This window comes from Vreelandella sp. DA03-1M (assembly GCF_055725665.1).
This window is the reverse complement of sequence record NZ_CM146798.1, coordinates 2,369,200-2,395,078: the sequence shown is the minus strand read 5'-3', so window position 1 is coordinate 2,395,078 and position 25,879 is coordinate 2,369,200. Positions and strand designations below refer to the sequence as shown.

Annotated in this window: 27 protein-coding genes; 14 read left to right on the top strand and 13 right to left on the bottom strand. The window is 53.9% G+C overall.

All coding sequences use genetic code 11. The features are described from left to right. Positions 1-24: 24 nt before the first annotated feature. The 3 genes from kce to ACXUPB_RS11120 all read left to right on the top strand — a co-directional run bounded on the left by kce (position 25) and on the right by ACXUPB_RS11120 (position 2,379). Positions 25-957: a 3,5-dioxohexanoate:acetyl-CoA acetone transferase gene (gene kce / locus ACXUPB_RS11130; protein ID WP_472952408.1), complete on the top strand. Its 933-nt coding sequence runs from the start codon at positions 25-27 to the stop codon at positions 955-957. Between the two features lie 103 nt (positions 958-1,060). After that, positions 1,061-2,083 (top strand): LacI family DNA-binding transcriptional regulator, encoded by a 1,023-nt coding sequence (locus tag ACXUPB_RS11125; RefSeq protein WP_472952406.1) that lies wholly within the window; start codon positions 1,061-1,063, stop codon positions 2,081-2,083. 128 nt (positions 2,084-2,211) lie between these two features. Then, on the top strand, positions 2,212-2,379 hold the full coding sequence (locus tag ACXUPB_RS11120; RefSeq protein WP_472952405.1) for a hypothetical protein: 168 nt from the start codon (positions 2,212-2,214) through the stop codon (positions 2,377-2,379). A gap of 72 nt (positions 2,380-2,451) precedes the next feature. Here the strand turns inward: ACXUPB_RS11120 and ACXUPB_RS11115 are convergent, their stop codons facing one another. Further along, positions 2,452-3,210: a dienelactone hydrolase family protein gene (locus tag ACXUPB_RS11115; RefSeq protein WP_472952403.1), complete on the bottom strand. Its 759-nt coding sequence runs from the start codon at positions 3,208-3,210 to the stop codon at positions 2,452-2,454. A 173-nt stretch (positions 3,211-3,383) separates the two neighbouring features. On the opposite strand from ACXUPB_RS11115, the gene ACXUPB_RS11110 reads away from it, so the two are divergent. The 5 genes from ACXUPB_RS11110 (at position 3,384) to ACXUPB_RS11090 (ending at position 5,588) form a co-directional block, all read left to right on the top strand. After that, complete coding sequence (locus tag ACXUPB_RS11110) at positions 3,384-4,064, top strand: Bax inhibitor-1/YccA family protein (protein WP_008957931.1); 681 nt, start codon at positions 3,384-3,386, stop codon at positions 4,062-4,064. Between the two features lie 102 nt (positions 4,065-4,166). Next, the gene (tusD, locus tag ACXUPB_RS11105; protein WP_472956739.1) at positions 4,167-4,556 is read left to right on the top strand and encodes a sulfurtransferase complex subunit TusD; all 390 of its coding nucleotides are present in this window, start codon (positions 4,167-4,169) and stop codon (positions 4,554-4,556) included. A gap of 11 nt (positions 4,557-4,567) precedes the next feature. Continuing rightward, the gene (gene tusC, locus ACXUPB_RS11100; protein WP_472952402.1) at positions 4,568-4,933 is read left to right on the top strand and encodes a sulfurtransferase complex subunit TusC; all 366 of its coding nucleotides are present in this window, start codon (positions 4,568-4,570) and stop codon (positions 4,931-4,933) included. A gap of 10 nt (positions 4,934-4,943) precedes the next feature. Continuing rightward, positions 4,944-5,234 (top strand): sulfurtransferase complex subunit TusB, encoded by a 291-nt coding sequence (gene tusB / locus ACXUPB_RS11095; RefSeq protein WP_472952400.1) that lies wholly within the window; start codon positions 4,944-4,946, stop codon positions 5,232-5,234. 3 nt (positions 5,235-5,237) lie between these two features. Next, positions 5,238-5,588 carry a TusE/DsrC/DsvC family sulfur relay protein gene (locus ACXUPB_RS11090; protein ID WP_472952398.1) on the top strand — a complete coding sequence of 117 codons (351 nt, stop codon included), beginning with the start codon at positions 5,238-5,240 and terminating at the stop codon, positions 5,586-5,588. Between the two features lie 17 nt (positions 5,589-5,605). Here ACXUPB_RS11090 and ACXUPB_RS11085 read toward each other — a convergent pair whose 3' ends face one another. Together ACXUPB_RS11085 and ACXUPB_RS11080 are read right to left on the bottom strand one after the other, a co-directional pair. Beyond that, positions 5,606-6,238 carry a helix-turn-helix domain-containing protein gene (locus tag ACXUPB_RS11085; RefSeq protein ID WP_008957936.1) on the bottom strand — a complete coding sequence of 211 codons (633 nt, stop codon included), beginning with the start codon at positions 6,236-6,238 and terminating at the stop codon, positions 5,606-5,608. Positions 6,239-6,340: 102 nt separating this feature from the next. Further along, positions 6,341-7,282: a histone deacetylase family protein gene (locus ACXUPB_RS11080; RefSeq protein WP_472952396.1), complete on the bottom strand. Its 942-nt coding sequence runs from the start codon at positions 7,280-7,282 to the stop codon at positions 6,341-6,343. Between the two features lie 103 nt (positions 7,283-7,385). Between ACXUPB_RS11080 and ACXUPB_RS11075 the strand changes: the two genes are divergently transcribed. After that, entirely contained in the window at positions 7,386-10,133 is a 2,748-nt protein-coding gene (locus ACXUPB_RS11075; RefSeq protein ID WP_472952395.1) for a bifunctional acetate--CoA ligase family protein/GNAT family N-acetyltransferase, read from the top strand. Positions 10,134-10,228: 95 nt separating this feature from the next. Here ACXUPB_RS11075 and pdxH read toward each other — a convergent pair whose 3' ends face one another. Beyond that, on the bottom strand, positions 10,229-10,873 hold the full coding sequence (gene pdxH / locus ACXUPB_RS11070) for a pyridoxamine 5'-phosphate oxidase (protein ID WP_472952393.1): 645 nt from the start codon (positions 10,871-10,873) through the stop codon (positions 10,229-10,231). A gap of 237 nt (positions 10,874-11,110) precedes the next feature. Between pdxH and ACXUPB_RS11065 the strand changes: the two genes are divergently transcribed. Further along, positions 11,111-11,797 carry a cytochrome b/b6 domain-containing protein gene (locus ACXUPB_RS11065; RefSeq protein WP_472952391.1) on the top strand — a complete coding sequence of 229 codons (687 nt, stop codon included), beginning with the start codon at positions 11,111-11,113 and terminating at the stop codon, positions 11,795-11,797. 7 nt (positions 11,798-11,804) lie between these two features. Here ACXUPB_RS11065 and ACXUPB_RS11060 read toward each other — a convergent pair whose 3' ends face one another. The 3 genes from ACXUPB_RS11060 to ACXUPB_RS11050 are packed head-to-tail and all read right to left on the bottom strand — an operon-like array spanning position 11,805 to position 13,268. Next, entirely contained in the window at positions 11,805-12,194 is a 390-nt protein-coding gene (locus ACXUPB_RS11060) for a DUF2069 domain-containing protein (RefSeq protein ID WP_472952389.1), read from the bottom strand. Next, positions 12,191-12,814 (bottom strand): NAD(P)H:quinone oxidoreductase, encoded by a 624-nt coding sequence (gene wrbA / locus ACXUPB_RS11055; RefSeq protein WP_472952387.1) that lies wholly within the window; start codon positions 12,812-12,814, stop codon positions 12,191-12,193. Before wrbA ends, ACXUPB_RS11060 begins: the two co-directional genes overlap by 4 nt. 58 nt (positions 12,815-12,872) lie before the next feature. Beyond that, entirely contained in the window at positions 12,873-13,268 is a 396-nt protein-coding gene (locus ACXUPB_RS11050) for a gamma-glutamylcyclotransferase family protein (RefSeq protein WP_472952384.1), read from the bottom strand. A gap of 300 nt (positions 13,269-13,568) precedes the next feature. On the opposite strand from ACXUPB_RS11050, the gene smrA reads away from it, so the two are divergent. Then, positions 13,569-14,159, top strand: coding sequence for a DNA endonuclease SmrA (gene smrA, locus ACXUPB_RS11045; protein WP_008957944.1), 591 nt, complete (start codon positions 13,569-13,571; stop codon positions 14,157-14,159). 59 nt (positions 14,160-14,218) lie between these two features. Here smrA and ACXUPB_RS11040 read toward each other — a convergent pair whose 3' ends face one another. The 4 genes from ACXUPB_RS11040 to metH all read right to left on the bottom strand — a co-directional run bounded on the left by ACXUPB_RS11040 (position 14,219) and on the right by metH (position 21,608). After that, positions 14,219-14,782, bottom strand: a complete 564-nt coding sequence (locus tag ACXUPB_RS11040; protein ID WP_472952382.1) for a DUF934 domain-containing protein — start codon at positions 14,780-14,782, stop codon at positions 14,219-14,221. Beyond that, positions 14,775-16,427: a nitrite/sulfite reductase gene (locus ACXUPB_RS11035; protein ID WP_472952379.1), complete on the bottom strand. Its 1,653-nt coding sequence runs from the start codon at positions 16,425-16,427 to the stop codon at positions 14,775-14,777. Before ACXUPB_RS11035 ends, ACXUPB_RS11040 begins: the two co-directional genes overlap by 8 nt. Positions 16,428-16,583: 156 nt before the next feature. Next, positions 16,584-17,909: an MATE family efflux transporter gene (locus tag ACXUPB_RS11030; protein ID WP_472952377.1), complete on the bottom strand. Its 1,326-nt coding sequence runs from the start codon at positions 17,907-17,909 to the stop codon at positions 16,584-16,586. Positions 17,910-17,912: 3 nt separating this feature from the next. Then, complete coding sequence (metH, locus tag ACXUPB_RS11025) at positions 17,913-21,608, bottom strand: methionine synthase (RefSeq protein WP_472952374.1); 3,696 nt, start codon at positions 21,606-21,608, stop codon at positions 17,913-17,915. A gap of 292 nt (positions 21,609-21,900) precedes the next feature. On the opposite strand from metH, the gene nfuA reads away from it, so the two are divergent. Further along, positions 21,901-22,524, top strand: coding sequence for a Fe-S biogenesis protein NfuA (gene nfuA / locus ACXUPB_RS11020; RefSeq protein ID WP_035558166.1), 624 nt, complete (start codon positions 21,901-21,903; stop codon positions 22,522-22,524). Positions 22,525-22,617: 93 nt separating this feature from the next. Here nfuA and ACXUPB_RS11015 read toward each other — a convergent pair whose 3' ends face one another. Beyond that, complete coding sequence (locus tag ACXUPB_RS11015) at positions 22,618-23,667, bottom strand: DNA-binding protein (protein WP_472952372.1); 1,050 nt, start codon at positions 23,665-23,667, stop codon at positions 22,618-22,620. A gap of 214 nt (positions 23,668-23,881) precedes the next feature. Between ACXUPB_RS11015 and ACXUPB_RS11010 the strand changes: the two genes are divergently transcribed. Both ACXUPB_RS11010 and ACXUPB_RS11005 read left to right on the top strand, forming a co-directional pair. Further along, the gene (locus tag ACXUPB_RS11010) at positions 23,882-25,045 is read left to right on the top strand and encodes a tyrosine-type recombinase/integrase (RefSeq protein ID WP_035558172.1); all 1,164 of its coding nucleotides are present in this window, start codon (positions 23,882-23,884) and stop codon (positions 25,043-25,045) included. Between the two features lie 66 nt (positions 25,046-25,111). Next, positions 25,112-25,528 carry a SufE family protein gene (locus ACXUPB_RS11005; RefSeq protein WP_035558174.1) on the top strand — a complete coding sequence of 139 codons (417 nt, stop codon included), beginning with the start codon at positions 25,112-25,114 and terminating at the stop codon, positions 25,526-25,528. A 9-nt stretch (positions 25,529-25,537) separates the two neighbouring features. On the opposite strand, the gene yidD is transcribed toward ACXUPB_RS11005, so the two are convergent. Beyond that, positions 25,538-25,870, bottom strand: coding sequence for a membrane protein insertion efficiency factor YidD (gene yidD / locus ACXUPB_RS11000; protein ID WP_082072684.1), 333 nt, complete (start codon positions 25,868-25,870; stop codon positions 25,538-25,540). Positions 25,871-25,879 lie beyond the last annotated feature (9 nt).

The window sequence follows — 25,879 nt, the reverse complement described above, 5'->3', positions numbered from 1 at the left end:
TTATTACAATAAGGAGGCCTTAACATGGCTCAAAAACGTAAAGTGATTATTTCCTGTGCGGTGACCGGGGCTATTCATACGCCATCAATGTCGCCACATCTGCCGGTAACGCCTGAGGAAATTGCCGACGCCAGTATTGCTGCGGCTGAAGCGGGCGCGGCCATTTTACATCTTCATGCCCGCGATCCTGTCAATGGCAAACCGACTCAAGATCCCACCATATTTGAGCAGTTTTTACCCAAGATTAAGACCTCTACCAACGCGGTGATCAACTTGACCACGGGTGGAAGTCCTCATATGACGGTTGAAGAGCGCATGCGACCGGCAATGGAGTTTCAGCCCGAATTAGCATCGATGAATATGGGATCGATGAACTTTGGCCTGTTTCCGATGCTTAATCGTTATCAAACCTTTGCGCATCAGTGGGAGCGTGACCACCTGGAGAATAGCCGTGATTTGGTGTTTAAAAACACCTTTGCGGATATTGAAAAGGCGATCACCCTGGGGACGAAGAATGGCACCCGCTTCGAGTGCGAATGTTACGATATCGGCCACCTGTATAATCTTCGTAACCTGATTGACCGGGGAGTGGTCGACGGTAAGATATTTGTACAGAGTGTGTTTGGAATCCTGGGGGGCATTGGCCCTCATCCTGAAGATGTACTTCACATGCGCCGTACCGCAGACCGCTTGTTTGGTGAACAGTATGAGTGGTCAGTACTTGGTGCCGGTAGCAGTCAGATGCGGATTGCCGCGCAATCAGCTGCCATGGGTGGGCATGTACGGGTAGGGTTGGAGGACTCTCTATGGCTTGAACCCGGAAAGTTGGCTGAAAACAACGCTAGCCAAGTAAAGCGGGTGCGCGAACTTTTAGAGTCACTCTCTTTTGAAATTGCTACGCCTGATGAAGCGCGGGAAATGCTGGAACTGAAAGGTGCAGATAAGGTTGGCTTTTAAAATGCTCAATGCTAATGAAGGCCCCAGCCAGGGCCTTCTGGTTTTTATCACCACAAAAACTCCAGTTCAAGTCCCATAACTCATAGCCAATTAAGTTGAATAAATGAAAAGAAAATCCATCACTTCACGCGATGTCGCTCACCTTGCCGGTGTTTCACAATCAGCGGTTAGCCGCAGTTTTTCACCAGCATCCAGTGTGTCAGAGAAAACGCGCAAAAAAGTGATGGAGGCGGCTCGGAAGCTTGGCTACCGACCAAACACCATCGCGCGATCTTTAATTACGCGTTCAAGCCGCACCATAGCGGTGGTGACTTACAGTCTACAAAACCCGTTTTATGCGTATTTACTTGAAAAAGCCTCTCGTTTTTTACAGGAGCAGGGCTACCATCTTCTGCTGTTTTTCGCCCCGCAGAACGGCGATTTTGACATGGTGGTGGATGATTTGATTCGTAGTCAGGTTGAAGGGGTACTGATGCTGGCGATCACTCTGAATCAGCACCAAGCGGCAGAGGTAGCTGATTTTGGCATTCCGGTAGTGATCATCAACCGCACCGTTGAATACTCTGGCATTAGCCAAGTCGGCAGTGACAATTTTCAAGGTGGCTACTGGGCAGGACGCTACTTGGCTTCACTGGGTCGCCAACGCATCGCCTATTTGGCCGGGATTCCTGAGTCCACCACTAACCGACAGCGTGAAGAGGGGTTTAAGGCCGGTTTAGCGGCAGAAGGGCAAACATGCTTCTCATACGATATAGGGCATTATCGTTACGATGACGCCTGTGATGCCACGCGCCGCCTATTTTCAGCGCGTAAACTCGAAAAGATGCCCGATGCACTCTTTTCTGCCAATGACCTGATGGCTATTGCTGTAATGGAAACGTTGCGAGATGAGCTGCATTTAACGGTGCCCGATAATGTTTCAGTAGTGGGATTTGACGATATGGTGATGTCTTCTTGGCCAAGCCATTCGCTGACCACCTTGCAGCAACCCGTCGAGCAAATGATTGTTAAGGCCACGGAACTGTTGCTAAAACATATTAACAACCCTGAAGCACTACCTGAACAGCTAGTGCTACCGGTAACACCCAGGATACGCCAGAGCACGTCTCATATTTCGGCGTTTTAATAGGGATTTTTATACGTCCCAAAGGGCAGTCAGTCGCTATTTAATTCATGTTATTACCCATTGTCTTTACTAGATTTAGCGCTATTATTTTCTTAACTTGGCTTATTAGCTCCCTAAGGAAAATCCTCATGTTAAAAGGTTTAATCGTCTGTTTTGCGGTGCTGTTTGCGCAATTGGCGGTACTGCATGTGATTGATGCTCGTCTTTACAATACCCCGCAAAATGCGCCTCAAACAGCAGCGACAGTCATTACGCCACACAAAGATGAGAAAGACGACGAAGAAGTTCAGAGCTAAGCTGCGGGTATGTTTACAACGCTGTATCAATCATAAACCCATGGCTGCACTCAGTGCCGCCATGGCGTTGCTTTAAAGCATTTCATCCAACCATTCGTTAAAGGCGACCCAGGAGCGTTGATCGGCGCGTTCGTGGTACGCACCACTGCCAAATACACTAAACGCGTGTGGGGCACCTGAATAAATACCGACTTCATAGGTGACACCGGCAGTTTCCAATTCATCTGCCAGGATAGCAACGTCATCTAGGCTCACCGAGCTGTCTGCACCCCCATGGGCAATAAATATAGGCGCTGTTTCACTTGAGTAAGCTTGACTCTCGGGTGTCGTTAGTCCGCCATGGAAACTGGTATAGGCGGCAATATTATCCGCCTCGCCGGAACGCGCAATTTCTAACGCCACCGCACCGCCAAAGCAGTAACCCATTATGACCGTTTGTTCAGCAGCGCCCTGTTCTCTCGCTTGCGCTAATCCGCCCAGCGTTAGGGCACGCATACGCTCTCGATCTTGGTAGAGGCGGTTAGTGGCAGCTCGCTTATCGTCGACCGCCTGGGGGCGGTTGCCTGCACCATAGAGATCAACAGCAAAGGCGTCGTAGCCCTGCTCGGCCAACATATCGGCGCGCTGGCGCTCATAGTCATCCAGGCCATCCCAGTCATGGACAATTAATACGCTGCCCTTTGCGTTGTTTCCTCCAGTGATAAAATAGCCTTGGAAGTCCTCTCCGTTCACGCTGTACGAGATATCTTCCCCCGCGGGCGAGAATGCTAAAGCAGGCAGTGCCATTGCCAAGAGAGTTAAAGTGCTGCCAGAGAGCAGAATTTTTTTCATAGTAACGTGTCCAATTGAGTATTCAGGAAGCATAGACAATGTTTGCTAAGCTGATTCAACGTTGAATAACCATTGGCGAAGAAGATAGTGTGAAATAGACAAAGGCTTGCGTCTGGAACTCGGTAACGGCATGCTTGTCAGTTGTTGGAAATACCATTAGGGAGCATGAACACATGGCTTACAACGATTCACGTATGGCACGTCCCCAGTCGGGCGGCGTTGCTAATAGTGTTAGTACTAACAAGGTGTTGCGAAACACCTACGCGCTACTGGCAATGACACTGCTGTTTTCGGCAGTAACCGCAGGTGCCGCAGTTGCACTTGGTATTCAACAGATGAACATCTTTGTGTTCTTCATTGGTGCCTACGGCCTGATGTTCCTTGTCCACAAAACCGCTAACTCTGCAGCGGGTCTGCTGGCAACGTTTGCCTTCACCGGCTTCATGGGCTTTACGCTAGGGCCGATCCTTTCTGCCTACTTGACCCTGCCTAACGGCGGTGCGCTGATCATGAACGCGCTGGCCATGACCGGTCTGACGTTTGTGGGTCTATCAGCGGTGGCACTAACCACCAAGAAAGACTTTAGCTTCTTGAGCAACTTCTTGATGGCAGGTGCCATCGTGTTGATTCTTGCCATGATTGCGGGGTTCTTCTTTAACATTCCTGCGCTTTCACTGATGGTATCGGCTGGTTTTGTGCTGTTTGCTTCAGCTGCCATCCTGTATCAAACCAGCGAGATCATTCACCGTGCTGGCGAGACCAACTATATTCTCGCCACCGTGACGCTCTACGTTTCGATCTACAATTTGTTTGTGAGCCTGCTTTCAATTCTGGGTATCATGAGCAACGATTGATCTCTGGGAGCGCTATTAGATGATATGACAGGCCCTATTTTTAGGGTCTGTCTTTTTTTTAGGGCCACCGTCACTAGGTAGTAAAAACTAGGTATTAAAATGATGCAGTACGGCTTATTGGTAATGGGCGCACCGTACAGCAGCCCGGCTCCTCACTCTGCATTGCGTTTTGCCCATGCCGTGCTGGCGCGTGGGCATCAACTCGCAGGTGTTTTTTTCTATCACGACGGCGTTCATAATGCCTCTTCTCTGATGGCGCCACCGCAGGACGAACTCAATATGCACGACGCCTGGGCTGAGCTGCACCAGCAACATGCGGTTCCCCTGGACGTCTGTATCGCCGCTGCCCTGCGACGCGGGTTGATGAATGAGTCGGAAGCGCAGCGTCATGGGAAGCAGGCGTTTAATCTCTCTCCTCCCTTTGAGTTGACCGGTCTTGGCCAGCTGCTTGAGTTGCAGCAACGTGCCGATCGCCTCATTACTTTTGCTTAAAAGGAGACCCCATGGCGACGCCCAACGCGCTGTTAGTGATTATTCGACACGCTCCTTACAACTCAAACTGGTTGCGTGAAGGGTTAGATGCTGCCTTGGTGGCTGCGGCGTTTGGCCAGCCTGTGCATCTACTGTTCATGGGGCAGGGGATACTGGCTTTGCTGAAAGAGCAGGGCAGTGGGGCTGCCGGGCAAAAAGCGACGCTGCCCACTATCGACATGTTGGAAATGTACGATATTGAGAAACTATGGGTAACAGAAGAGGCGCTACAAGGCATGCACTTAACCACGGATGCCCTCGTAGAAGGAGTTACCCTCCTAGCGGAACAGCAAGTGCCTGAGTTATTGCAGCAGCACAGCAACATTCTTAATTTTTAGTGGGGCTACTATGATTCTACACATCCTCACCAAAGCGCCTGATAGCAGTGCAGCTGCTCAAATGCAGCAGGCAGTAGGGGCGCAGGATAGCGTGCTGTTGATTGAAGAGGCGGTCACTGCTGCGCTTGCCCCTGCTTGGTCGGCTTGGGAGCAGTGCCCTTCGCGAATATTCCTGTTATTGGAGGACCTGAGGTCTCGTGGCCTTGCCAGCATTGCGGCCGAGCACCAACTGCCAACCCTGGAGATGGACGGCTTTGTAGCCCTTACGGAGCAATACACAAAGACAGTTACTTGGTATTAACTCATGTCAGATTCAAAAATATACCGTTATCTTGATTCAAATAAAAAATGGAAACTGGATCCTGAAGGTTATCTAGTTGATCAGTCAAAGTGGAACAATACTGTCGCTAACCTGATGGCAGAAGAAGAAGGCTTGCCGCTTACGCCTGCTCACTGGGAAATTATTGAAGTCGTTCGGGCATTCTACCAACGCTACGAAATGGCACCGGCCATGCGGCCACTCGTCAAGGCAACGAAAAATGCGTTGGGAGAAGAGAAGGGACGTTCGATTTATCTTATGCAGCTCTTTCCTGGCAGTCCAGCAAAAAGGATTGCCCGCCTAGCCGGACTGCCCAAGCCTACCAATTGCCTATAACGTACTATTTGCGTTCGCTAGGCCACATCGCCACGGGTACAAACTGAAAGCACCACAGCGTCGTCTTGGCTGGTGGAAACGAGTGCATGCCCCATGTCGCTATCAAAGTAGATGCTGTCACCCTCTGCCAGTACCAATGGGGCGTAGAACTCGGTGTAGAGCATGATGTCGCCATGTAGCACCATCAAGAACTCTTCGCCATCGTGGCGCACCCACTGGTGATACTCGTCGAAGCTGCGTGCCCGCACAATGGTTTTGAACGGAATCATACGTTTCTGGGCTAGTTGATGCCCCAGCAGCTCGTGCTCGTAAGTCGGCGTAGGGTGCAGCTGACCTTTTCCTTTCCGGGTCAAATCGCGCCGCCCCATGGTGTAACGCTCGCGTTTAGGTGGCGTCAGCAGTTGGGGTAGGTCGATGTTGAGACCAGTAGTCAGTTTTTGTACCACGCTGAACGTAGGAGAGACTTGATCATTCTCGATTTTAGAGAGCGTCGAGCGGGCAAGCCCCGTGCGCTGGCTAACATCTTCCAGAGTCCATTGATTGGCAAGACGAATTTGCTTGAGCCGTTCGCCCAGGCGCAGCGGCTCAACAAACGGTTTGCTTCCCGATGCGATACGCAGCGCGGCATGCTGTTCAGAAGTAGCGGTCATAAATTGTCAAATTGGCTGCGTTGGCTTGGGCTGGAAGTAGCTGTAAAACGCCCATGATATCACAGCCGCCAGGCCGCCAAGAGTGATTGCCAATCGCCAGCACTAGGGAACCTCTGCAAAGGGCAGACCCAACAGCGCTTTGAGATGCGCCTCGACACCACTGGCCAGCGACTTAGGGTTATAGCCGCCCTCAAGTACCGAGACAATTCGGTTGTCGGCATAGAGTGTCGCGATCTCCATTGCCAAATGCGTTACCCAATAGAAATCTTCGTCCTCCAGGCAGAGATCGCCCATCGGGTCATCTCGGTGGGCATCGAACCCGGCGGAAATCATGACGAGATCGGGCTTGAAGGCGTGCAAGGCAGGCAGCCAATGGTTTTCCACAACGCGACGGAACTCGCGTCCGTCGCTACCCACTTCCAGCGGCGTATTGACGACGTTTTGCCACTCGCTGCGCAAATAGCGCCAGGGATAAAACGGATATTGAAAACTGGTGCAGATCAGCACCTCAGGATCATTTTTGAAGATATCGATGGTGCCGTTGCACTGGTGTACATCAAAATCGAGAATAGCGATGCGTTTGGCGCCATACTTGGCCCGGGCATGAGCCGCGCCCACGGCAATATTATTATAAAAACAGAACCCCATGGCATCGCTGGCTTCGGCATGGTGGCCGGGCGGCCTTACGGCACAAAATACGTTATCCGCCTGACGTTTAAATACCTGGTCAACACCACGAATGACTGCCCCCGCAGCCACGCGCGCGGCTTTCAGGCTGTTAGGGTTCATCATGGTGTCGCTATCTAGCGTAACAATGCCCATGCTGGGCAAGCACTTTTCCAGGGCGCGCAGATGACGCAAGGGATGTACCCTAGCCAGGGCTTCTTCGCAGGCTTCTTTGGCATCTGCCTGCATGGTCTGCTGTAATAGACCAGCAAGCGATAGGCGAGCGCGAATAGCCTCCAGACGCTGAGGGCTTTCGGGATGCTCCGGCCCCATATGGTGCAATGAGCAGTCTGGGTGGGTAAGGTAGGCGGTAATCATTCAAACGCTCCATTATTATTGATGCCACCTTAATCGCCTCCATGCCCTACGCGACAGTGTCAATAAGTCGTACAGCCGCTATTTAGCCAGGGGAGACTCATTCGTGAGCACGCGCTTTTTACACCATTTCTTTGAACCTCATACACTAGCGGTGTTTGGCGCCTCTGAAAAGCCCGCATCGCTGGGTGGTTTAGTGCTAAGAAATATTCAAGAGGGCGGCTTCAAGGGGGCGCTCTGGGCGGTCAATCTCAAGGGGTACCCGCAGGTATTTGGCGCCCCCTGCGTGAGCCGGGTGAGTGAACTGCCTGAGGTGCCTGATCTGGCCGTGGTCTGCACGCCTATCGAGGGCGTACCTGACCTGATCAAAAAGCTTGGTCAGCACGGCGTCAAGGCTGCCCTGGTGCTCTCCGGAGGCGCCTATCTGGATCGCGACAAGGGCAACAAGGGCTCGATTCGCGAACGCATGCTGAGTGCGGCACGCGTCTCCGGTATTCGTGTGCTGGGCCCGGAGTGCATGGGGTTGATTGTGCCGGGTAAAAAACTCAACGCCTCGTATGCCAGTCAGCCGGTGAAGGCAGGTAAGGTCGCCTACCTTGGCCAGTCCGGCATGCTCGCCAATGCGATGATCGATTGGGCCGCGGGGCGGGATGTCGGCTTTTCACATCTGATTACGGTTGGCGACAGCGTTGATGTGCTGCTGCCGGATCTAATCGATTACGTTAATCAATTTTCTCCCGCGCAGGCCATATTGTTGCACCTGGAGCGGATCAGTGACGCTCAGCACTTCATGACCGCTGTGCGTGACGCCTCGCGCAACCGTCTGGTACTGGCTATCAAGAGCGGCCGTACGCCAGAATCGGATATTTCCGGCATGGCACCGACACCTGGTATCGCCAACCGCGACGTGGTGTTTGATGCCGCTTTTGCCCGTGCGGGGGTCGTGCGGGTTGATGACTCCGATGAACTGCTCGACGCGCTGGAAACCCTCTCGCGAATGAAGCCGCTGAAGGGCGACCGCCTGGCGATTGTCTCGAATGGTTTGGGTCCCGCCATGCTGGCCATCGACAAGTTAATTAGTGCCGGCGGAAAATTGGCTGAATTTAGCGCCGAAACTCAGGCTGCGCTACACCGAAGCGAAGTCGATATGAGTAAACCGGGCGAGAACCCGGTGGATTTGGGCGGTAACGCCTCACCCGAGCGGTTTGTCCAGGCACTGGAGATTGTCGCGTCCGATGCCAACGTAGACGCCGTGTTAGTGGTTCATGCCCCCACACGCATGGCCCCATCGCTGGTGACGGCCCAAGCCCTAATCGATAACCGCAAGAAGTTTCGCCGCAACCTGCTGACTAGTTGGATGGGCCTAAAAGAGGCACTCAACGCCAGACACGCCTGTAATCTGGCCGGAATTCCGACCTATATTTCGCCTGAAAAAGCCGTCAAGGCGTTTATGCATATGGTGATTTACCAGCGCGTTCAGGCACTGCTGCAGGAAATCCCGCCCAGCTTGCCGTTTTCAACCAGCCCGGAAATTCGTGCCCAGTGCCGCACCTTGATCAAAGGGGCAAAAGAGCAGGGCAGGCAGACGCTGACCCACTCGGAAACCGCCCAGGTGCTTGAGGCATATGGTATCCCAACCGCGCCAAGCGTCTATCTGGCCAACCCGGACGAAGCGCTTGCCCGGGCGACCGAAATCCCCGGCACCAAAGCGCTTAAGGTGGTTCATGAAGGCAACTGCCGTCCTTATCGCTACCGTAAACACCCGCATAAAATTTCGGCAGGCCTGCTGCAGGATTTGGAAACACCAGAACAGGTAGCTGAAGGCGTGCGGCGACTAGGCGAGAAGGTGGCCGAGAAGTTCCCCGAGTATGCGATCCGCGAATACTGTTTGCAGCCTATGCAGCGTGGCAAACACTCGATGCAAATTTGCGCCGGTATCACTCGCGACCCTGTGTTTGGGCCCCTGATCGTCTTTGGTATCGGCGGCTACAAGGTCAACGTGCTGGCTGACCGCCAAGTAGCGCTGCCACCGCTTAATATGAGCTTGGCAGCCGATGTGGTGGGTCGAACCCATGCCGCTTCGCTAATCCGTGAACACTCCGCTGAACCTGATCGCGATATACAGCACCTGTGCCAAATGCTGGTGAAACTATCGCAGATGGCATCGGATTTGGGCGATTTGCGTGGGCTGGAAGTGAACCCTTTGCTGCTTAATCGCGATGGCATGGTCGCTGTGGATTTCGCCATGGATCTTGGTACGCCGTCGCGTTTTGCGATCATGCCGTATCCGGAAGAGCTGCGTGAATGGGTGACACTCAAAAATGGCTGGAAGGTGGAAGTAAGACCCATTCGCGCTGAAGATGCTCACTTGATTACCACCTTCCACCGTCAGTTGTCGGAAGAGAGTATTCGCTTCCGCTACTTCCACAATAAGTCCAATCTTACTCAGCGCGATCTGTCGATCCTGTCGCATATCAATTATGACCGCCAGATGGCGTTTATCGCCGAACACTTGAGCGAAGATGGCAGCAAGGAAATGCTAGGGGTAGTGCGGGTATGGAACGACCCGGACAATATCCGTACCGAATTTTCGGTCATCATTCGTGATGACCTACAGGGGCTCGGCATTGGTAGCCTGCTGATGAAAAAGATGATTGCTTACTGCACCAACATCGGCACGCTGGAAATGATCGGCAAAATCATGGTCGACAACCACCCGATGCGGGCCTTGATGAAACACCTGGGATTCAAGAGCCGTTACAACATGGAAGAGCAGGTCATCGATGCCGTGCTGCGTCTCAACGAACCCGAAAGCGAGTGGCAGCGGCACCGCCTGGCAAGTTTGCCTGACTAAGCGCCAGACTAAGTACCGGGTTAATTGCCGGACGAGGGAGCACAACCCAAAAGGCCTGCGTTTTTATCGTCAGGCCTTAAGCGTATCGTGATAATTTATGGCGCCAGCCGGAAGCGGCCCCATTCGCCACCATCGCGGCGCTCAAAGCGCAGCCGGTCGTGCAAGCGGCTAGGCTGGCCCTGCCAAAACTCGATCATTTCCGGTTCGACGCGATAGCCTCCCCAATGGATAGGGCGAGGGATGTCCTGACCATCGTAGGCTTGTTCGAAACGGTTTTGGCGCTCTTCGATCCAATTGCGATCGGGGATCACAACGCTCTGAGTCGCAATCCATGCACCTAGCTGGCTACCGCGTGGGCGGCTGGCAAAGTACTCGTCGGACTCTTCGACTGACACCGGCTCAACGGGGCCTTCGATACGAACCTGGCGAGAGAGCGAAGGCCACCAGAATGTCATGGCAGCGAAGGGTACATTGCTCAACTCGCTGCCTTTATGGCTATGGTAATTGGTAAAAAAGACCATGCCACGCTCATCAAACCCTTTTAATAGTACTACCCGGGCATGGGGCCTGCCTTGGCTGTCAACGGTGGCAAGCGTCATGGCGTTACCATCCTTGCCTTCTTTTTCCAGCGCAAGAGTGAACCACTCATCGAATAACACGAATGGATCGTCAGGTGCCTGGGATTCATCAAGCCTGCCGCCTTCATAATCACGCCTGATATCGGCTATATTACGTGTCATCGAATGCTTCTCCCTTGAATTTAATCCATGTTCGCTGGTCTGCCTTTAAAGCTCAAGTGATCGCCATCAATGAATGTTTAACGCAACTATTCACGACGGTCACTTCTCCCGTAGAGACAAACTTGGTTGCGACTAACTGTCCCGCATTCTATGAGAAAGTTAGAATTAATGCGAAGCTGTCTCACCCATACGGGCTCACCACCGGTTAGCTCATCACTGCTGATAGAGGAAAGGGCTATGCGTGGCAAGGTAGCAATTGAAGTATGGGATAGTTGGATGCGCCTGTTTCACTGGGGATTGGTGGTGGCAGTGTTGATCTCATTTTATACCACCAAGACCAGCGGTGCGCCTTTTCTCTTTCCCATTGAGATACACGCCCAGGCAGGTTATCTGATACTCGGGTTACTTGTCTTTCGCTGGTTATGGGGCGTCCTGGGTAGTGTCTATGCGCGATTCAAGACATTTTTGTATCCACCGGCTAAAACAATGGCCTATTCAAAGACACTCATCCAGCGAAAGCCGAGTGCTTATGCCAGCCATAACCCGTTAGGCGGCTGGATGGTGGTGATCATGCTGCTCTCGCTCACTTTTCAAGCAGTCAGCGGTCTGTTTTTGAGCGACGACATCTTTTTTCAGGCGCCACTGTATGGCTTGTTTGGGGAAGGTGCTAGCAGCCAGTTGCGAACCTTGCATCAGTGGAATAGTGATCTCTTGATCATCTTAATTGGGCTGCACTTGGTCGGGTTGGTAGTCCATCGGCTGCTTGGAGAGCCGCTGTTAGCGGCGATGCTGGGAGGTACCAAGCGCTTTCACCAGCAGCCGACCGATGCTCATAATGAGCCGTTAACTGCCTCCATGCTGCGTTTACGAGCGCTGGGTGCTCTGCTAATAGCTGCTGGTGTTGTCGTATGGCTCTGGTTTTAAACGTTATTTATTGACGTAGCTGCCGGCTACGGAAACGCGCATAGCCCATGCAGCCCGCAAATAGAGCCAGCGAAACGGCCGCTTCTAAAAGCCCGCGCGTACTTTGTCCGGGCAACGTTGCCAACATTATCCCCTGAGTAAAATAGAGCAGGCTGACAAATGCCAGCCACGCATGGCCACGGGCTCGCTGGCCAATGATAGAGGGCAGGAACAGTACCAGGGGCAGGACAAAGGCTAACACCGGGCGCCAGTTAAACTCGTCGCCTTGTACTAGAAAGCCTCGGTAAATAACCAGCACCAATAAAATAGCAAAGCTGGCCAACACCAGTTGGCGGGTTCGCTGTGTGAGTTTATCAATCCCATGACGGGCTTCTACGTCTTCTAACCACTGTCTCATAATGCCTCCTGACGCATAGCGTCCAGGGCGAGGGCGAGCCGCGCTATGCGTTTGCCCTGGGCCACGCATAGCGCGCGCTCGTGTTCATCCACCGAGCGATCGCTGCGCGTACCGGCCAAGTGGCTGGCACCGTAGGGTGTACCGCCGGTGTGAGTTTCCAGCAGCGTGGTTTCACTGTACGGCACGCCCGAATAGACCATGCCATGATGCAGTAGTGGTACCAGCATGGTTAGCAATGTGCTTTCTTGGCCACCGTGCAGGCTTGATGTCGAGGTGAAAGCGCAGGCGGGTTTATCAATCAGCGCACCGTTCATCCAGAGGCTACTGGTAGAGTCGATAAAATATTTCAGCGGCGCGGCCATGTTGCCAAATCGTGTTGGGCTACCGAGCGCCAGTGCGCTGCAGTTGCGTAAATCGTCCAAATCAGCGTAGACCGCGCCCTGCTCAGGAATCTCGGGATCGACGGCTTCACAGGTGGTTGAAACCGGTGCCACTGTTCGCAAGCGCGCCTGAATACCGGGCACACTTTCTACACCAGCAGCAATTTGCTGCGCCATGGTGGCCGTTGCCCCAGAGCGGGAGTAGTAGAGCACCAAAACGTACGGAGTCATTTCACTCATCATTATTCCTGGCTAGGATCATGGAAGCTGTCACGCAAATAGCGCATAACATGGTTGCCTATGGTACCAGAGCTATTGGTAAGTCCGCGTCCGGTACAAACGTATTTTCTAGCGCCGGTAAACGCAGATATACCCAGGCGCGGGTGCCATCGCTGAGGGTGATTTCCATTCGCTCATAGCGAATACCCAGCCGTTCATAGCGGTCAAGGCGGGCCAGTTCATCAGCATCCACATGGAGCAGCAGGCCTTCTACATCACTCCCAGGCTGGGGGGAAAGGTCCAACCCATCGCGTTGATAGTCTTCCAAAGTGGCCTTTTCAGGGACGCCGAAACTGCCCATAACCACCAAGCGAATGGGCGCATAGCGCAGCGTGCCATAAACGAAGACCTGGTGAGGGCGCTGTTCGATGTCGGCCAGGTCCTCTGGGCGGTCGTAAAACCACGGGCTCAGCATGGTTAACCATAACCATCCCGCTAGACTGAGCAACCCCACGCCAGCGATAACAAAAAGGCATTTAAGCCACACCATTTTAGCCAAACCAAAGCGCCTCGGATTGATGATGAAAAAGTGGCTGCATAGCTTGGCGTGCCAACTTGGTGAAAACAAGCTCTATAATTTAAGCCCCATGTTTTGAGCGCTATGCTTCACATCCTGAGTAATCGACTTATTTTATCTGCTTAAGCAAAGTGGTCAGATTTGCTAGGCTATTTATGTAGCATAGATGGTCTTTTGATCCTGCCGGAGGAGCCTGCAATGAATCAGCCACTTCGTGATGATATGGATTTTCGTGATCTCATCGGCGACGTTAAGCCACTACCACCAAGCAATCGTGCAGACCCTGGCGCTAATCGCAAAAGGCCTTCTGAGGCGCAGCTGGCTCGCCGTGAATGGGCGGAAGAGGAGATGGGGGCGCGCAACTTTCTATCCGATGACTTTGTCGACCTGCTTCCTCCGTTCGACCCGATGGAGTATCGGCGTGAGGGTATTCAGCAAGGCGTGGTCGATAAATTAAAGCACGGCGGTTATAGCGTTCAATCACAGCTGCACCTGCTGCGGCGACCCTTAAGTGAGTGCCGCCGAATGCTGTTCCCGTTCATTCAGGAAGCTTATGCACATGACTTGCGCTCAGTCATGATTGTTCATGGCCGGGGGCGCGAAATCGACAGTCCTGCCAACGTGCTGCGTTCCTATCTTGCCAAGTGGCTCAGCCAGTTTGAGGAAGTTCAGGCGTATGTATCCGCCCAGTCTTCAGAAGGGGGGCTAGGCGCCACCTGGGTCATGCTGCGCAAGAGTGACCGTGCCAAAGCCAATAACCGCGAGCGCCAGCAGAAGCGACGAGGCTAATCTGCTGACCTAACCATCAAAAAGGGCAGCCGAAGCTGCCCTTTTACGTCATTGTTAAACTACTCGCTAGCGGTTAAGCGGCGTTCAAACAGCGCCTGACGCTCTTCCACATCAGGCTGGTAGCGAACGCTGATAAAGCTTAGCGCACGCAGGGCATCCTCTGGGTGCTGATCATCGCGCAATGCCATACTCGAAAACCCGCAGCGTCGCATGTAGTCCAGCTGATCTACCAGCACATCGCCCACGGCACGAACTTCGCCCTCATAACCGTAGCGCTCGCGCAGCAGGCGCGCCAGGCTGTAGCCACGCCCATCGGTGAAGGCAGGAAAGTCAATCGCAATAGCCTGGGCGTTGCCAAGCTGCTGCGCCAACTCGGCTGTCAGTTCGGTGTCGCTGGTGAGCAGTGGCGCCAGCTCGGCATCCTCCTGATTGGCTTGCCACAGCGCCAGCGGTACAAACGCCGGGCGCTGTTCAGGAAGCGTTTCCACCTCGTAGGAGACACACCAAGCGTTCTCTGCCGCTAGCTCGCCGTTAGCTATCAAATGATCAACATGTACTGGCGTTTGCTCAATTGCTTCAGTTTGCGTCTCATCTGTTTTATTAGGCTCAGGGCTATTAGGCATAGACACGCTCCTTAAAGGGTTTTAAGCCAATACGGCGATAAGTATCCAGGAAGCGCTCGTCTTCATGGCGCTGCGCCACATAGACTTCCAACACTTTTTCGACGACATCCGGCACATCAGAGCGGAAAAAGGACGGGCCTAGAATCTTACCCAGTGACGCATCATCGGTGGAGTTACCGCCAATCGATATCTGGTAGAACTCTTCACCTTTTTTATCCACGCCTAAGATACCAATATGGCCAACGTGGTGGTGGCCACAGGCGTTCATGCAGCCGGAGATATTCAGATCCAGTGGGCCAAGATCATACAGAAAGTCTAGATCTTCAAAACGCTCCTGCAGCGCTTGAGCGATAGGAATAGAGACCGCATTAGCCAAGCTGCAGTAGTCGCCGCCAGGGCAGCAGATTATGTCGTTAAGCGTACCTACCGTGGGGTTCGCCATACCCAGCGCTTCAAGCTCTTTCCATAGCGCTTCCAGCTCATCGACCGGTACGTCAGAAAGCACCAGGTTCTGCTCGTGGGTAACGCGCACTTCACCAAAGCTGTAGCGGTCAGCTAAATCAGCGACGGCTTCCATCTGGTCGGCGGTAACATCACCAGGTGCGTGCTCACGGCGTTTCAGAGAAAGCGTTACGGCCTTATAGCCGGTCACCTTATGATCCGAAACGTTATTGGTCACAAAGCGTGCAAAGCTGCGGTTTTCAGCGCGCAGTAGGTCGAACGCTTCGTTGGCGTTCTCGGCAACCGGGCGACGATCTGGCTCAGGGAAGTGGAGTTTGGCTGCATCAACAGCCGCCTGGTTGAGTGTTTGCGGGCCATCTTTCAGGTGTGCCCACTCTTCATCAACCCGGCGGCGGAACTCTTCGATGCCCAGTGCTTTGACGAGAATCTTGATCCGCGCCTTGAACTTGTTGTCACGACGACCGAACTGGTTGTAAACCCGCACACAAGCTTCCAGATAGGTCAGCAGGTGCTGCCAGGGCAGATCTTCGCGTACCACGTCCGCAATCATTGGCGTGCGGCCAAGCCCACCGCCGGCCAAAACTTTAATGCGCAGCTCACCGTCAGCGTTGTGCCACAGACGCAGGCCAATATCGTGAACCTGAATCGCGGCGCGGTCCTGTGCGGCACCGCTGACTGCGATTTTGAATTTACGCGGCAAGTAGGCAAATTCAGGGTGCAGGGTAGACCACTGACGAATCAGCTCGCACCAGGGGCGCGGGTCTTCCACTTCATCATTGGCGATACCAGCAAACTGGTCGCTGGTCGTGTTACGGATACAGTTGCCGCTGGTCTGGATCGCGTGCATTTGTACTTTGGCCAGATCTGCCAAAATATCCGGCACATCCTCAAGGGCGGGCCAGTTCAGCTGTAGATTCTGTCGTGTGGTGAAGTGGCCGTAACCACGGTCATAACGACGAGTAATCTCAGCAAGGGCACGTAGCTGATTACCCGCCAGCATGCCGTAAGGTATCGCAATGCGCAGCATGGGCGCATGGCGTTGAATATAGAGGCCGTTCTGCAACCTTAATGGGCGGAACTCTTCTTCACCCAAACGCCCAGCGCGGTAGCGTTCCATTTGGTCGCGGAACTGAGCGACACGCTCATCAACCAGTGTTTGGTCGTGAATATCATAACGGTACATGTGGCACGATCCTGCTAAAAAGCGAAATGGTCACGTTGAGACGGACGTTAATATTGTGTCACCTTAACGCGGGCGTCATATTCTACAAAAGAATATATAATTATCTTTTTATCTCTAAAAGCTATTTAGAACACATATCATGGGCTAGTCAACGAGTTAGAAAGCGGGGGCAAGCCAGCGGCGGCGCTGCCATACCCATAAAAAACCGGCTGAGTTTATCAATCGGTAAAGCAGTTGCATAAGCCAAATACCTAATAAACCCTGTTCTAAGCCAATCCCCACCCACCAGGCCAGGGGTAAAAAAAGCAGCCACTGCATCCCCAGGGTTAGCATCATGACCGTGCGCTGGGCGCCTGCGCCCATTAACGCCTGGGCAAGCACCAGAGCGGCGGCATCCAGCACAATCATCACGCCGGTTAGCTGCAGCGGAAGTTTACCCAGCGCGACTAGCTCACTGTTGGTAAAAAAGAGTGCGAGTACTTGCTCGGGCACAAGCAGCATCGGCAGCGCCAGAACAAGCAGGAGCAACCAGGCGACCCGCAGCGCATCTAGCCCCCAGCGGTGGGCCTCCTGCTGAGCATCCCGGCCTAGCGCTTCACCCACCAGGCTCATGGCCGCAACGCCAACCCCTACTCCGGGCAAGATCAGCAACAGCGACAGATTAATCAACACATGACCCACCGCAACGCTGGCCGTGCCCAGCTGGCTTAATACCCCAATGAGTACCACGTAACCCGCTGCGAACAACAGCTGCTGCAAAGAGTGGGGGGCGGCAAGAACCAGAGTAGTACGCAGGGTGGCTAAGCTTGGCAGGTGTGTCAAAAAATGCGCGCTAGAGGGGCTTTTTATGCTTACCCAGCACCACGCAATCAAGCCTACAAACAGCGACAGTGTCGTACCGGCACCCGCGCCGCTAGACCCCATTGCAGGCAGGCCTCCCAGGCCATAAATCAAAACGGCGCTGACCACCACGTTGAGCAAATGAACCGCCACAATAATTCGTAAGTAGAGATGCGTCTGTTGACGACCATTCCAGTAGCCACGAAAACAGAGTGTTAGCGCAATGGCCATCAGTGACACCACCCGCCAACGAAAATAGCCAACCGCAACGGCTTGAACGTCATCGGCTTGGCTAATCAAGCTAATCAGCAGCGGCGCTTGCCACCAGGCCCAGAGAGTAAGCGGCAGGGTAACTGCAAGCCCAATCACCAGCCCCGACCTAAGCGGGTGGGCGATCTCTGTGTGGGCAGCACCGACGCGATGAGCAGTTTGTGACTGCACGCTTGAGGAGAGTCCAAACACGACAGCGCTGAGCATAAACATGGCGTAACCGCCGACTCCCACGCCAGCAAGGGCTACCTCGCCTAAATGCCCTACCAGTGCGGCATCGATCAAGTTGAGCATGCTCTGGGAGAGCATGCCCAGCATGATAGGTAAGGCAAGGCGAATAACCTTGCCGTGACGGCGAGCGACTAACAGCATTAATCAGCTCGGGTCGTAGGAGAGCACCGGGGAGAGCCAGCGCTCCATTTCCTCAAGGGGCATCTGCTTACGTGCGGCGATGGCCTCAACCTGATCGCGGGTGATTTTACCGGTGGAGAAGTACTTCGACTGTGGGTGCGCAAAATACCAGCCGGAAACCGCCGCTGCGGGCCACATGGCGAAGTTTTCGGTCAACGCCAGACCGGTATTTTCAGTGGCATCAAGCAACCGGAATAGCGTGGCTTTCTCGGTGTGATCCGGGCAGGCGGGGTAGCCAGGCGCGGGGCGGATACCCTGGTATTTCTCGGCGATCAAGGCATCGTTGTCCAGCGTTTCTTCCGGCACATAGCCCCAAAACTCTTTGCGCACCCGTTCGTGCATGCGCTCGGCGAAGGCTTCCGCAAGGCGATCCGTCAATGCCTGCACCATAATCGCATTGTAGTCGTCGCCAGCGGCCTCATAAGCTTTGGATAGCTCATGAACGCCGTGGCCCGTAGTGACCGCGAAGCCGCCAATCCAGTCGCCTTTGCCGCTCTCTTTTGGGGCAATGAAATCAGCCAGACTGTAGCAAATACCGTCGCGTCCTTTCGTCGTTTGCTGACGAATGTGATGCAGGCGTTCAATCACTTCGCTGCGCGACTCGTCGGCATACACTTCGATCACGTCGTCATCCACGCTATTAGCGGGCCATAAGCCGATTACGCCGCGTGCCTGCACGCGCTTCTCTTCTACCAACTTGCGTAGCATGACCTTAGCGTCTTCAAACAGGTTGTGGGCAGCTTCACCAACGACCTTATCGTCGAGGATTTTGGGATACTTGCCCGCCAGCTGCCAGCTCATGAAGAAGGGTGTCCAGTCGATGCGCTCAATCAATTCTTCAAGATCGTAGTCTTCAAACGTTTTTAGCCCCAGCATATTGGGCTCAGCTGGGGTGTGGGCGTTCCAATCGGTACGGAAGCGCCGCTTGCGCGCCTGAGTGTAGTCCAGGTCTGCTGCTTTAGGGCGGCGCTTGGCGTTACGCTCGCGGACCTTTTCGTACTCTTCACGGATCTCGGCTACGTAAGGTGTTTTTAAAGCTGGCGTCAATAATTTGCCCGCTACCCCAACGGCACGGGAAGCGTCGGTGACATAAATCACCGGATGCTCATACTGCGGTTCGATCTTGACCGCGGTATGCGCTTTAGAGGTAGTGGCACCACCAATCAGAAGCGGTAAATCCATACCCCGACGCTGCATCTCCTTGGCCACGTGAACCATTTCATCCAGCGACGGAGTGATCAGTCCGGAAAGACCAATAATATCCGCGTTGTGATCTTTGGCCGCCTGCAGGATCTTATCGGCGGCAACCATGACCCCCAGATCAATCACTTCGTAGTTATTACACTGCAGCACCACGCCAACGATGTTCTTACCGATATCGTGCACATCGCCTTTGACCGTGGCCATGACGATCTTGCCTTTGGCTTTGGTCTCTTCGCTTTTCTCAGCCTCGATATAAGGAATCAAGTAGGCCACGGCCTGTTTCATGACTCGTGCCGATTTGACCACCTGAGGCAGGAACATTTTGCCGTCGCCAAATAAATCGCCGACCACGTTCATGCCATCCATCAACGGGCCTTCGATGACCTCAATAGGGCGCTCAGCCTGGGCGCGGGCTTCTTCGGTGTCATCTTCGATATACACCGTAATCCCTTTAACCAGCGCATGCTGAATACGCTTGTTAACCGGCCAACTACGCCACTCAAGGTCTTCTTTTTTGGGAGCCCCGCTGCCGTCGCCTTTGTACTTATCGGCAATATCCAGCAGCCGCTCGGTGCCGTCGCTGCGGCGGTTGAGCACCACATCCTCAACCGCGTCGCGCAGCTCAGCGGGGAGGTCGTCATAGACCGCGAGCTGACCCGCGTTAACGATACCCATGGTGAGACCAGCACGGATCGCATGATAAAGAAACGCCGAGTGAATCGCTTCGCGTACCGGATTGTTGCCACGAAACGAGAACGAGACGTTAGATACGCCGCCGGAAATCATCGCGTGAGGCAGGTTCTCGCGAATCCACTGGGTCGCTTCGATAAAGTCGACCGCGTAGTTATTGTGCTCCTCAATACCGGTGGCGATGGCAAAGATATTGGGGTCGAAAATGATATCTTCGGCGGGGAAGCCTATCTCATCGACCAATAGACGGTAAGCGCGCTGACAAATTTCGGTTTTACGCGCAAAGGTGTCTGCCTGGCCCGCTTCATCGAACGCCATCACCACAATGGCAGCACCATAGCGTCGGCATTTGGTTGCCTGTTCGCGGAAGGCATCTTCGCCTTCTTTGAGCGAGATGGAGTTCACCACCGCCTTGCCTTGAACGCACTTCAGGCCCGCTTCGATGATCTCCCACTTGGAGGAGTCGATCATAATCGGCACCCGGGCGATATCCGGCTCGCCGGCGATCAAGTTAAGAAAACGCTCCATGGCTTCCTTGGACTCGAGCATGCCCTCGTCCATATTGATATCGATGACCTGAGCGCCGCTTTCGACTTGCTCAAGGGCGACTTCCAAGGCAGTGGTGAAGTCTTCTTCTACTATCAAGCGCTTAAAACGTGCCGAGCCGGTGACGTTGGTACGTTCACCAACGTTAACGAACAGCGAGCCGGCTTCAATATTGAACGGCTCAAGACCGGATAAACGGCACGCGCGGCTGCGTTCAGGAATCACCCGCGGCGCCATATCGCGCACGGAATCCGCAATGGCGCGAATATGCTCAGGCGTAGAGCCACAGCAGCCGCCGATAATATTGACTAGCCCGCTGAAGGCGAACTCACTGACGATCTCGGACATTTCTTCCGGCGTTTGGTCGTACTCACCAAACTCGTTGGGCAGGCCCGCGTTGGGGTGCGCGGAGACAAAAGTGTCGGCCTTGGTAGAGAGTTCTTCTAAATAAGGGCGAAGCTCTTCGGCGCCTAAGGCACAGTTCAAGCCAACAGATAATGGCTGAGCGTGACGTACCGAGTTCCAGAAGGCTTCAGTCGTTTGTCCGGAAAGGGTACGCCCGGAGGCATCGGTAATGGTGCCGGAGATCATTACCGGTAAACGCTCGCCGCGATCATCGAACAGCTCTTCCAGGGCATAGATGGCGGCCTTAGCGTTAAGCGTATCGAAGATGGTTTCGATCATGATCAGATCGGCACCGCCTGCAATCAGCGCTTCGGCGGCTTCGTAGTAGTTCTCACGCAGCTCATCAAAGGTGACGTTGCGCTTGGCGGGATCATTCACATCCGGCGATAGCGACGCGGTGCGCGAGGTGGGGCCTAATACGCCCGCAACATAGCGGGGTACGCCGGTTTCGGCGGCCACTGCGTCGCAGACCTCACGGGCCAGTCGCGCTGATTCGCGGTTGAGTTCAACCACCAGCGATTCCATACCGTAATCAGACTGTGACAGCTGAGTGCTATTAAAGGTGTTGGTCTCAATAATGTCGGCACCGGCTTCCAGGTAGTCACGGTGAATCCGCGTGACTACATCAGGGCAGGTGAGCGCGAGTAGATCATTATTGCCTTTGAGATCCGAGGGCCAGTCTCTAAACCGCTCGCCGCGAAAATCCTCCTCGCTCAACTGGGCATTCTGCAGCATGGTGCCCATGCCGCCGTCCAGAATCAGGATACGTTCGTCAAGGCGTTGGGTGAGGGTCGCGATCAAAGCACTATCAGCCATGGCAGGGGGAGTTCTCCAGCGTCACAGTCGTCAAAGGGGATGTTGTTATCGTCGGAAAAGCAGCATCTGTCGTTATAAGGCGCATAATGATAACAAAAGGGAGTGCAAAAGGCGCCCCTAGGGAGCGCTATACGTTGCATAAGTAAAGACAATCAATACGCGAACTTGCGAAGCAACACTTAAATAGCCTACTAAAACAGTCGGGATTGTGTCAGCGCCCTGTTTTGCTTACCATAGACACAAATGACATGTGAAGTGGCGCCGCCACTACCACGGGAGGAAGACAGCCCTCATGACCACGACTAGCGAAGCAGATACTAAAATCGATACCCAAGGTATTGATATCACAGACAGCGCGCAGGAATACTTGGCAGAACTGCTGGAAAAGCAGAACGTCGAAGGTATTGCGGTACGCATTTTTATTACTCAGCCGGGCACACCCTACGCGGAAACCTGTCTAGCTTACTGCCGTCCCGGCGAAGAAGAGCCTACCGATGTCACGCTGGAGCTCGAGAAAATCAATGTATTTCTCGATAAAAACAGCTTGGCCTTTTTGGAAGAAGCGGTGGTTGATTTCAATGCTGACCGAATGGGTGGTCAGCTGACGATCAAAGCACCCAACGCCAAAATGCCCAAGGTAAATGCGGATAGTCCCCTTGAAGACCGTATCAACTACGTGCTTTACAGCGAGATCAATCCTGGGCTGGCGGCCCATGGCGGCGAAATCAAGTTGGTTGAACTGACCGAACAGCAGTACGCCGTCCTTGCCTTTGGCGGTGGCTGCCAGGGTTGTGCAGCGGTCGACTTAACGCTGAAAGATGGCGTTGAGAAAACCCTGATGGAACGTATACCGGAGCTTGCCGGCATTCGCGACGTCACCGACCATACCGATACGACCAACGCTTACTACCGTTAAACTAACGGTATCGCGCCAAAAGCCCAGCCTTTAACAGCTGGGCTTTTTTATATTCTCCGTTTTAAGGCCAGTCTTTTAAGAACGCAGCTTTGATCACTGTTCTGGCTCATTACCCTTGGCACTCTGATGTGAAAGCGCGTCGGGAAGCGCCGTTAGCTGTGTTTGCAACGCCTCCATACGGTTCCACAACTTCTCTTGCCACGCTTGCTGTAGCGCGGTTTCGCGATCAGCATGCTGTTGGGCCTGCTTCTTGAGCGCCACCTTCGACTCATCCAGCTGTAGGGTAAGCGCCTTCAACTGCTTTTCAAGCGATGTGATTTGTTGCGTCTGGTCACTAAGCCGTTGCTCGCGTTCGTTGCCTTCCAACTGCAGCTGATGCAGGGCCTGCTGCTTTGTTTTTAGCTCCTGACTTAATGTCTCCACACGCTGCTCAGACTGCAGCTGGCGTTTTTGGTAACTCTTCTCCTCCTGGGCGCGTGCCTGTTGAGCACTATCCAGCATCGCCATTAGCCTGCCTTCCGCTGCCTCATGACGCAGCTCTTCTTGTGCCAGCCGCTGCTCCCACGCCACCTGCTGCTCACTAAGGGCTTGGCTATGCGTATCACGCTGCGCCTCTATCTGACTCTTTAGCTGCTGTTGCGCCTGCTTCAGTTGATTGACTTCACTGTGTGACGCTTCAGCAAGCTGGTGCCAGTGGTGCTCACTGGTTTGACTCGCAGCTAATTCCCGGTTTAACGCTTCCATGCGCTGCTCAATATGGCGTAAATGCTCGGCGAGGGCGCTTTCGCGCTGCTCGGCGTTAGCGGCCTGCTGTTTTGCATTTTCTGCGAGCTGCTGGGCGTCTGCAACCTGGCGATTGGCATCTTCGCGATAGTGGAGCAGTGTTTGATTCGCTACCTCCTGGGCCTCGCGCCATAGCTCGCTAGCCATGGTTACCACGACTTCCGGCACACCCTTGGGCGGCGGCACGTCGCGATTCTGCTCCCGCTCACTGCGCCACAAGCGAAAGTGATCACTAATCGTCGTGAAGCTGCCGGTACCCAGCACATCGCGAATACGCTGCACACTGGGCGTGTCGCCGCGAGCCAGCAGGGCATCAATGGCTTGTTGAACATCGCTGTACTGAATGCCGTTGCGGGCCATGAAATGATCCTTCCTTGAGAGCTTCTATAGCCACTATTGTCGGGACTTGTCGTGCAAAAGGCAATAATTACGTATTATGTAATACGTAATTTTATTTATGAAAACAAGCATAAATTCAAGATTACCCGTATTATCTTGAATTTATATGACTACAGAGACATACTTAAGGTAAGAGGATGCAAAAACCGGCTAAAAGAAGAGAGTAGGGACGGGCATGGCGAACGAAGTTATGACACCCACTGGTCAACTACAGATATTGAAAGAGTCGCCGAGTGGCGGACGTATCAGCGCCCAAAACGATGCCCAGGCAGTGACCGCATGGCTTGAAGAGTACGTGGATAGTCCACAAACCTGGAAAGCGTACCGTCGCGAAGCGGAGCGGTTGCTGCTCTGGCTTGCCAGCCAGAGGCACACGCTGGCCGATATCAACCGCGAAAACCTGCGCCGCTTTGAAGCCTTTCTCGCCGACCCACAACCAAGTGAGCAGTGGGTTGGGCCTTCAAAGCCACGCACCCATCCAGCATGGCGACCATTTCGTGGTGCCTTGTCTCCTGCTAGCCGCCGTCAAAGCCTGGTGATACTGCAAGGTATGTTTGCTTGGTTGGTAGAAGCCGGGTGGGTTAACCACAACCCGTTTCGCTTGATGCGCGATAAATCGCGACGCCTGAGTAATCAAACGCCGCGTGTTGAGCGCTATTTGGAAAGTGATTTGTGGGCGTGGCTGTGGGAGTGGCTGAATAGCCCGTTAGAGGCTGGGGAGGGCAGTCGTGCCCGTTTTGAACATGCACGACGGCGCTTTATCTTTGGCTTTGCCTATTTGCTGGCACCGCGCCTTAGCGAGATGGCCGATGCGCGCATGGGGGATTTTCAGCGCAGCGAAGGGCGCTGGTGGTGGCATGTGGTGGGCAAGGGAAACAAGATGGCACGCATTCCGCTGCCTGACGATATGCTGGATTGTCTGCGCCAGTGGCGCCATGTGCTGGGATTGTCTGAATACCCTGAGCAGTTTGAAGCTGAGGCACCGGTGCTTCGCGCTCTGGATGGACAGCGTGGCCTGGGCCATAACCAGCTTTATCGGCTTATTCGCGCAACGTTTCAGCAGGCGGCACAAGCACTTGAAGATATCGACGGAGCATCGGAACATGTGACCGCGCTTAACCAGGCAACGCCGCACTGGTTAAGGCACACATCGATCACCCATCAGGCTCAATCGGGCATTAGCCTGCGCCATCTGGCCGAAAGCGCCCGTCACGCGCGCCTCGATACCACCTCACGCTATCTGCACAGCGAAGACAACGAGTGGCATCGCGAGCAGCAGCGCCATCGATTGACTGTTTCAGGACACAACCTCCCTCAAGACTCCTTTGAGCCGTTATAATGGCTCAATGAGACGCAAAATGTCAGTCGCCACTATTCAGCCAATTCCAATAGAGAAGGAAATAGCATGAGCACTTCCGGCGCCGAACAGGCCCAGCAAGAGCTAATCGAAGATTTCGAGATATTTGATAACTGGATGGATCGTTATCAGTACATTATCGATATGGGTAAGCAGCTGCCTGACTTTCCAGAAGAGTGGAAGATCGAGGAGCTTAAAATTCAGGGCTGTCAGTCAAACGTGTGGATGCGCCATGAGGAGGAGGGAGACAAGCTGGTGTTCAAGGCAACGTCTGATGCCGCTATCGTATCCGGCCTGATTGCCGTATTGCTGCGTATTTATAACGAGCGCACAGCGGCTGAAATTCGTGCCACCGAGCCACACTTCTTGACCGATTTGGGGCTGGATAAACACCTTTCACCCACGCGCAGCAACGGCTTGCACGCCATGCTGGAGAAGATCTACGCAGTAGCGCAGCAGAAGTAGGCTAACAAGCTAGCGAGGGTGATGATCACAGCAAGAGGACGACGATGCTTTCTCATCATCCTCGCGACAAAGCTGTTCGCTGCGGCCGCCGGGCACTGGATCCATACCGCCAGGATTGCCTGGGTGGCACTTAACGATCCGCCTTACGGCCATCCAGCCGCCTTTTATTGGCCCATGCACCTGAATCGCTTCAATCGTGTAAGACGAACAGCTTGGCCAGAAGCGGCAGCGTGGGCCTAAAAGGGGGCTAAGCGTATATTGATAGACTCTAACGCAGCCAATCATCACCTTCATCAATACCCAGCGCGAACCTGAGCGCAGGGCTGATATTAACCGAGTCATAGCTTGCAT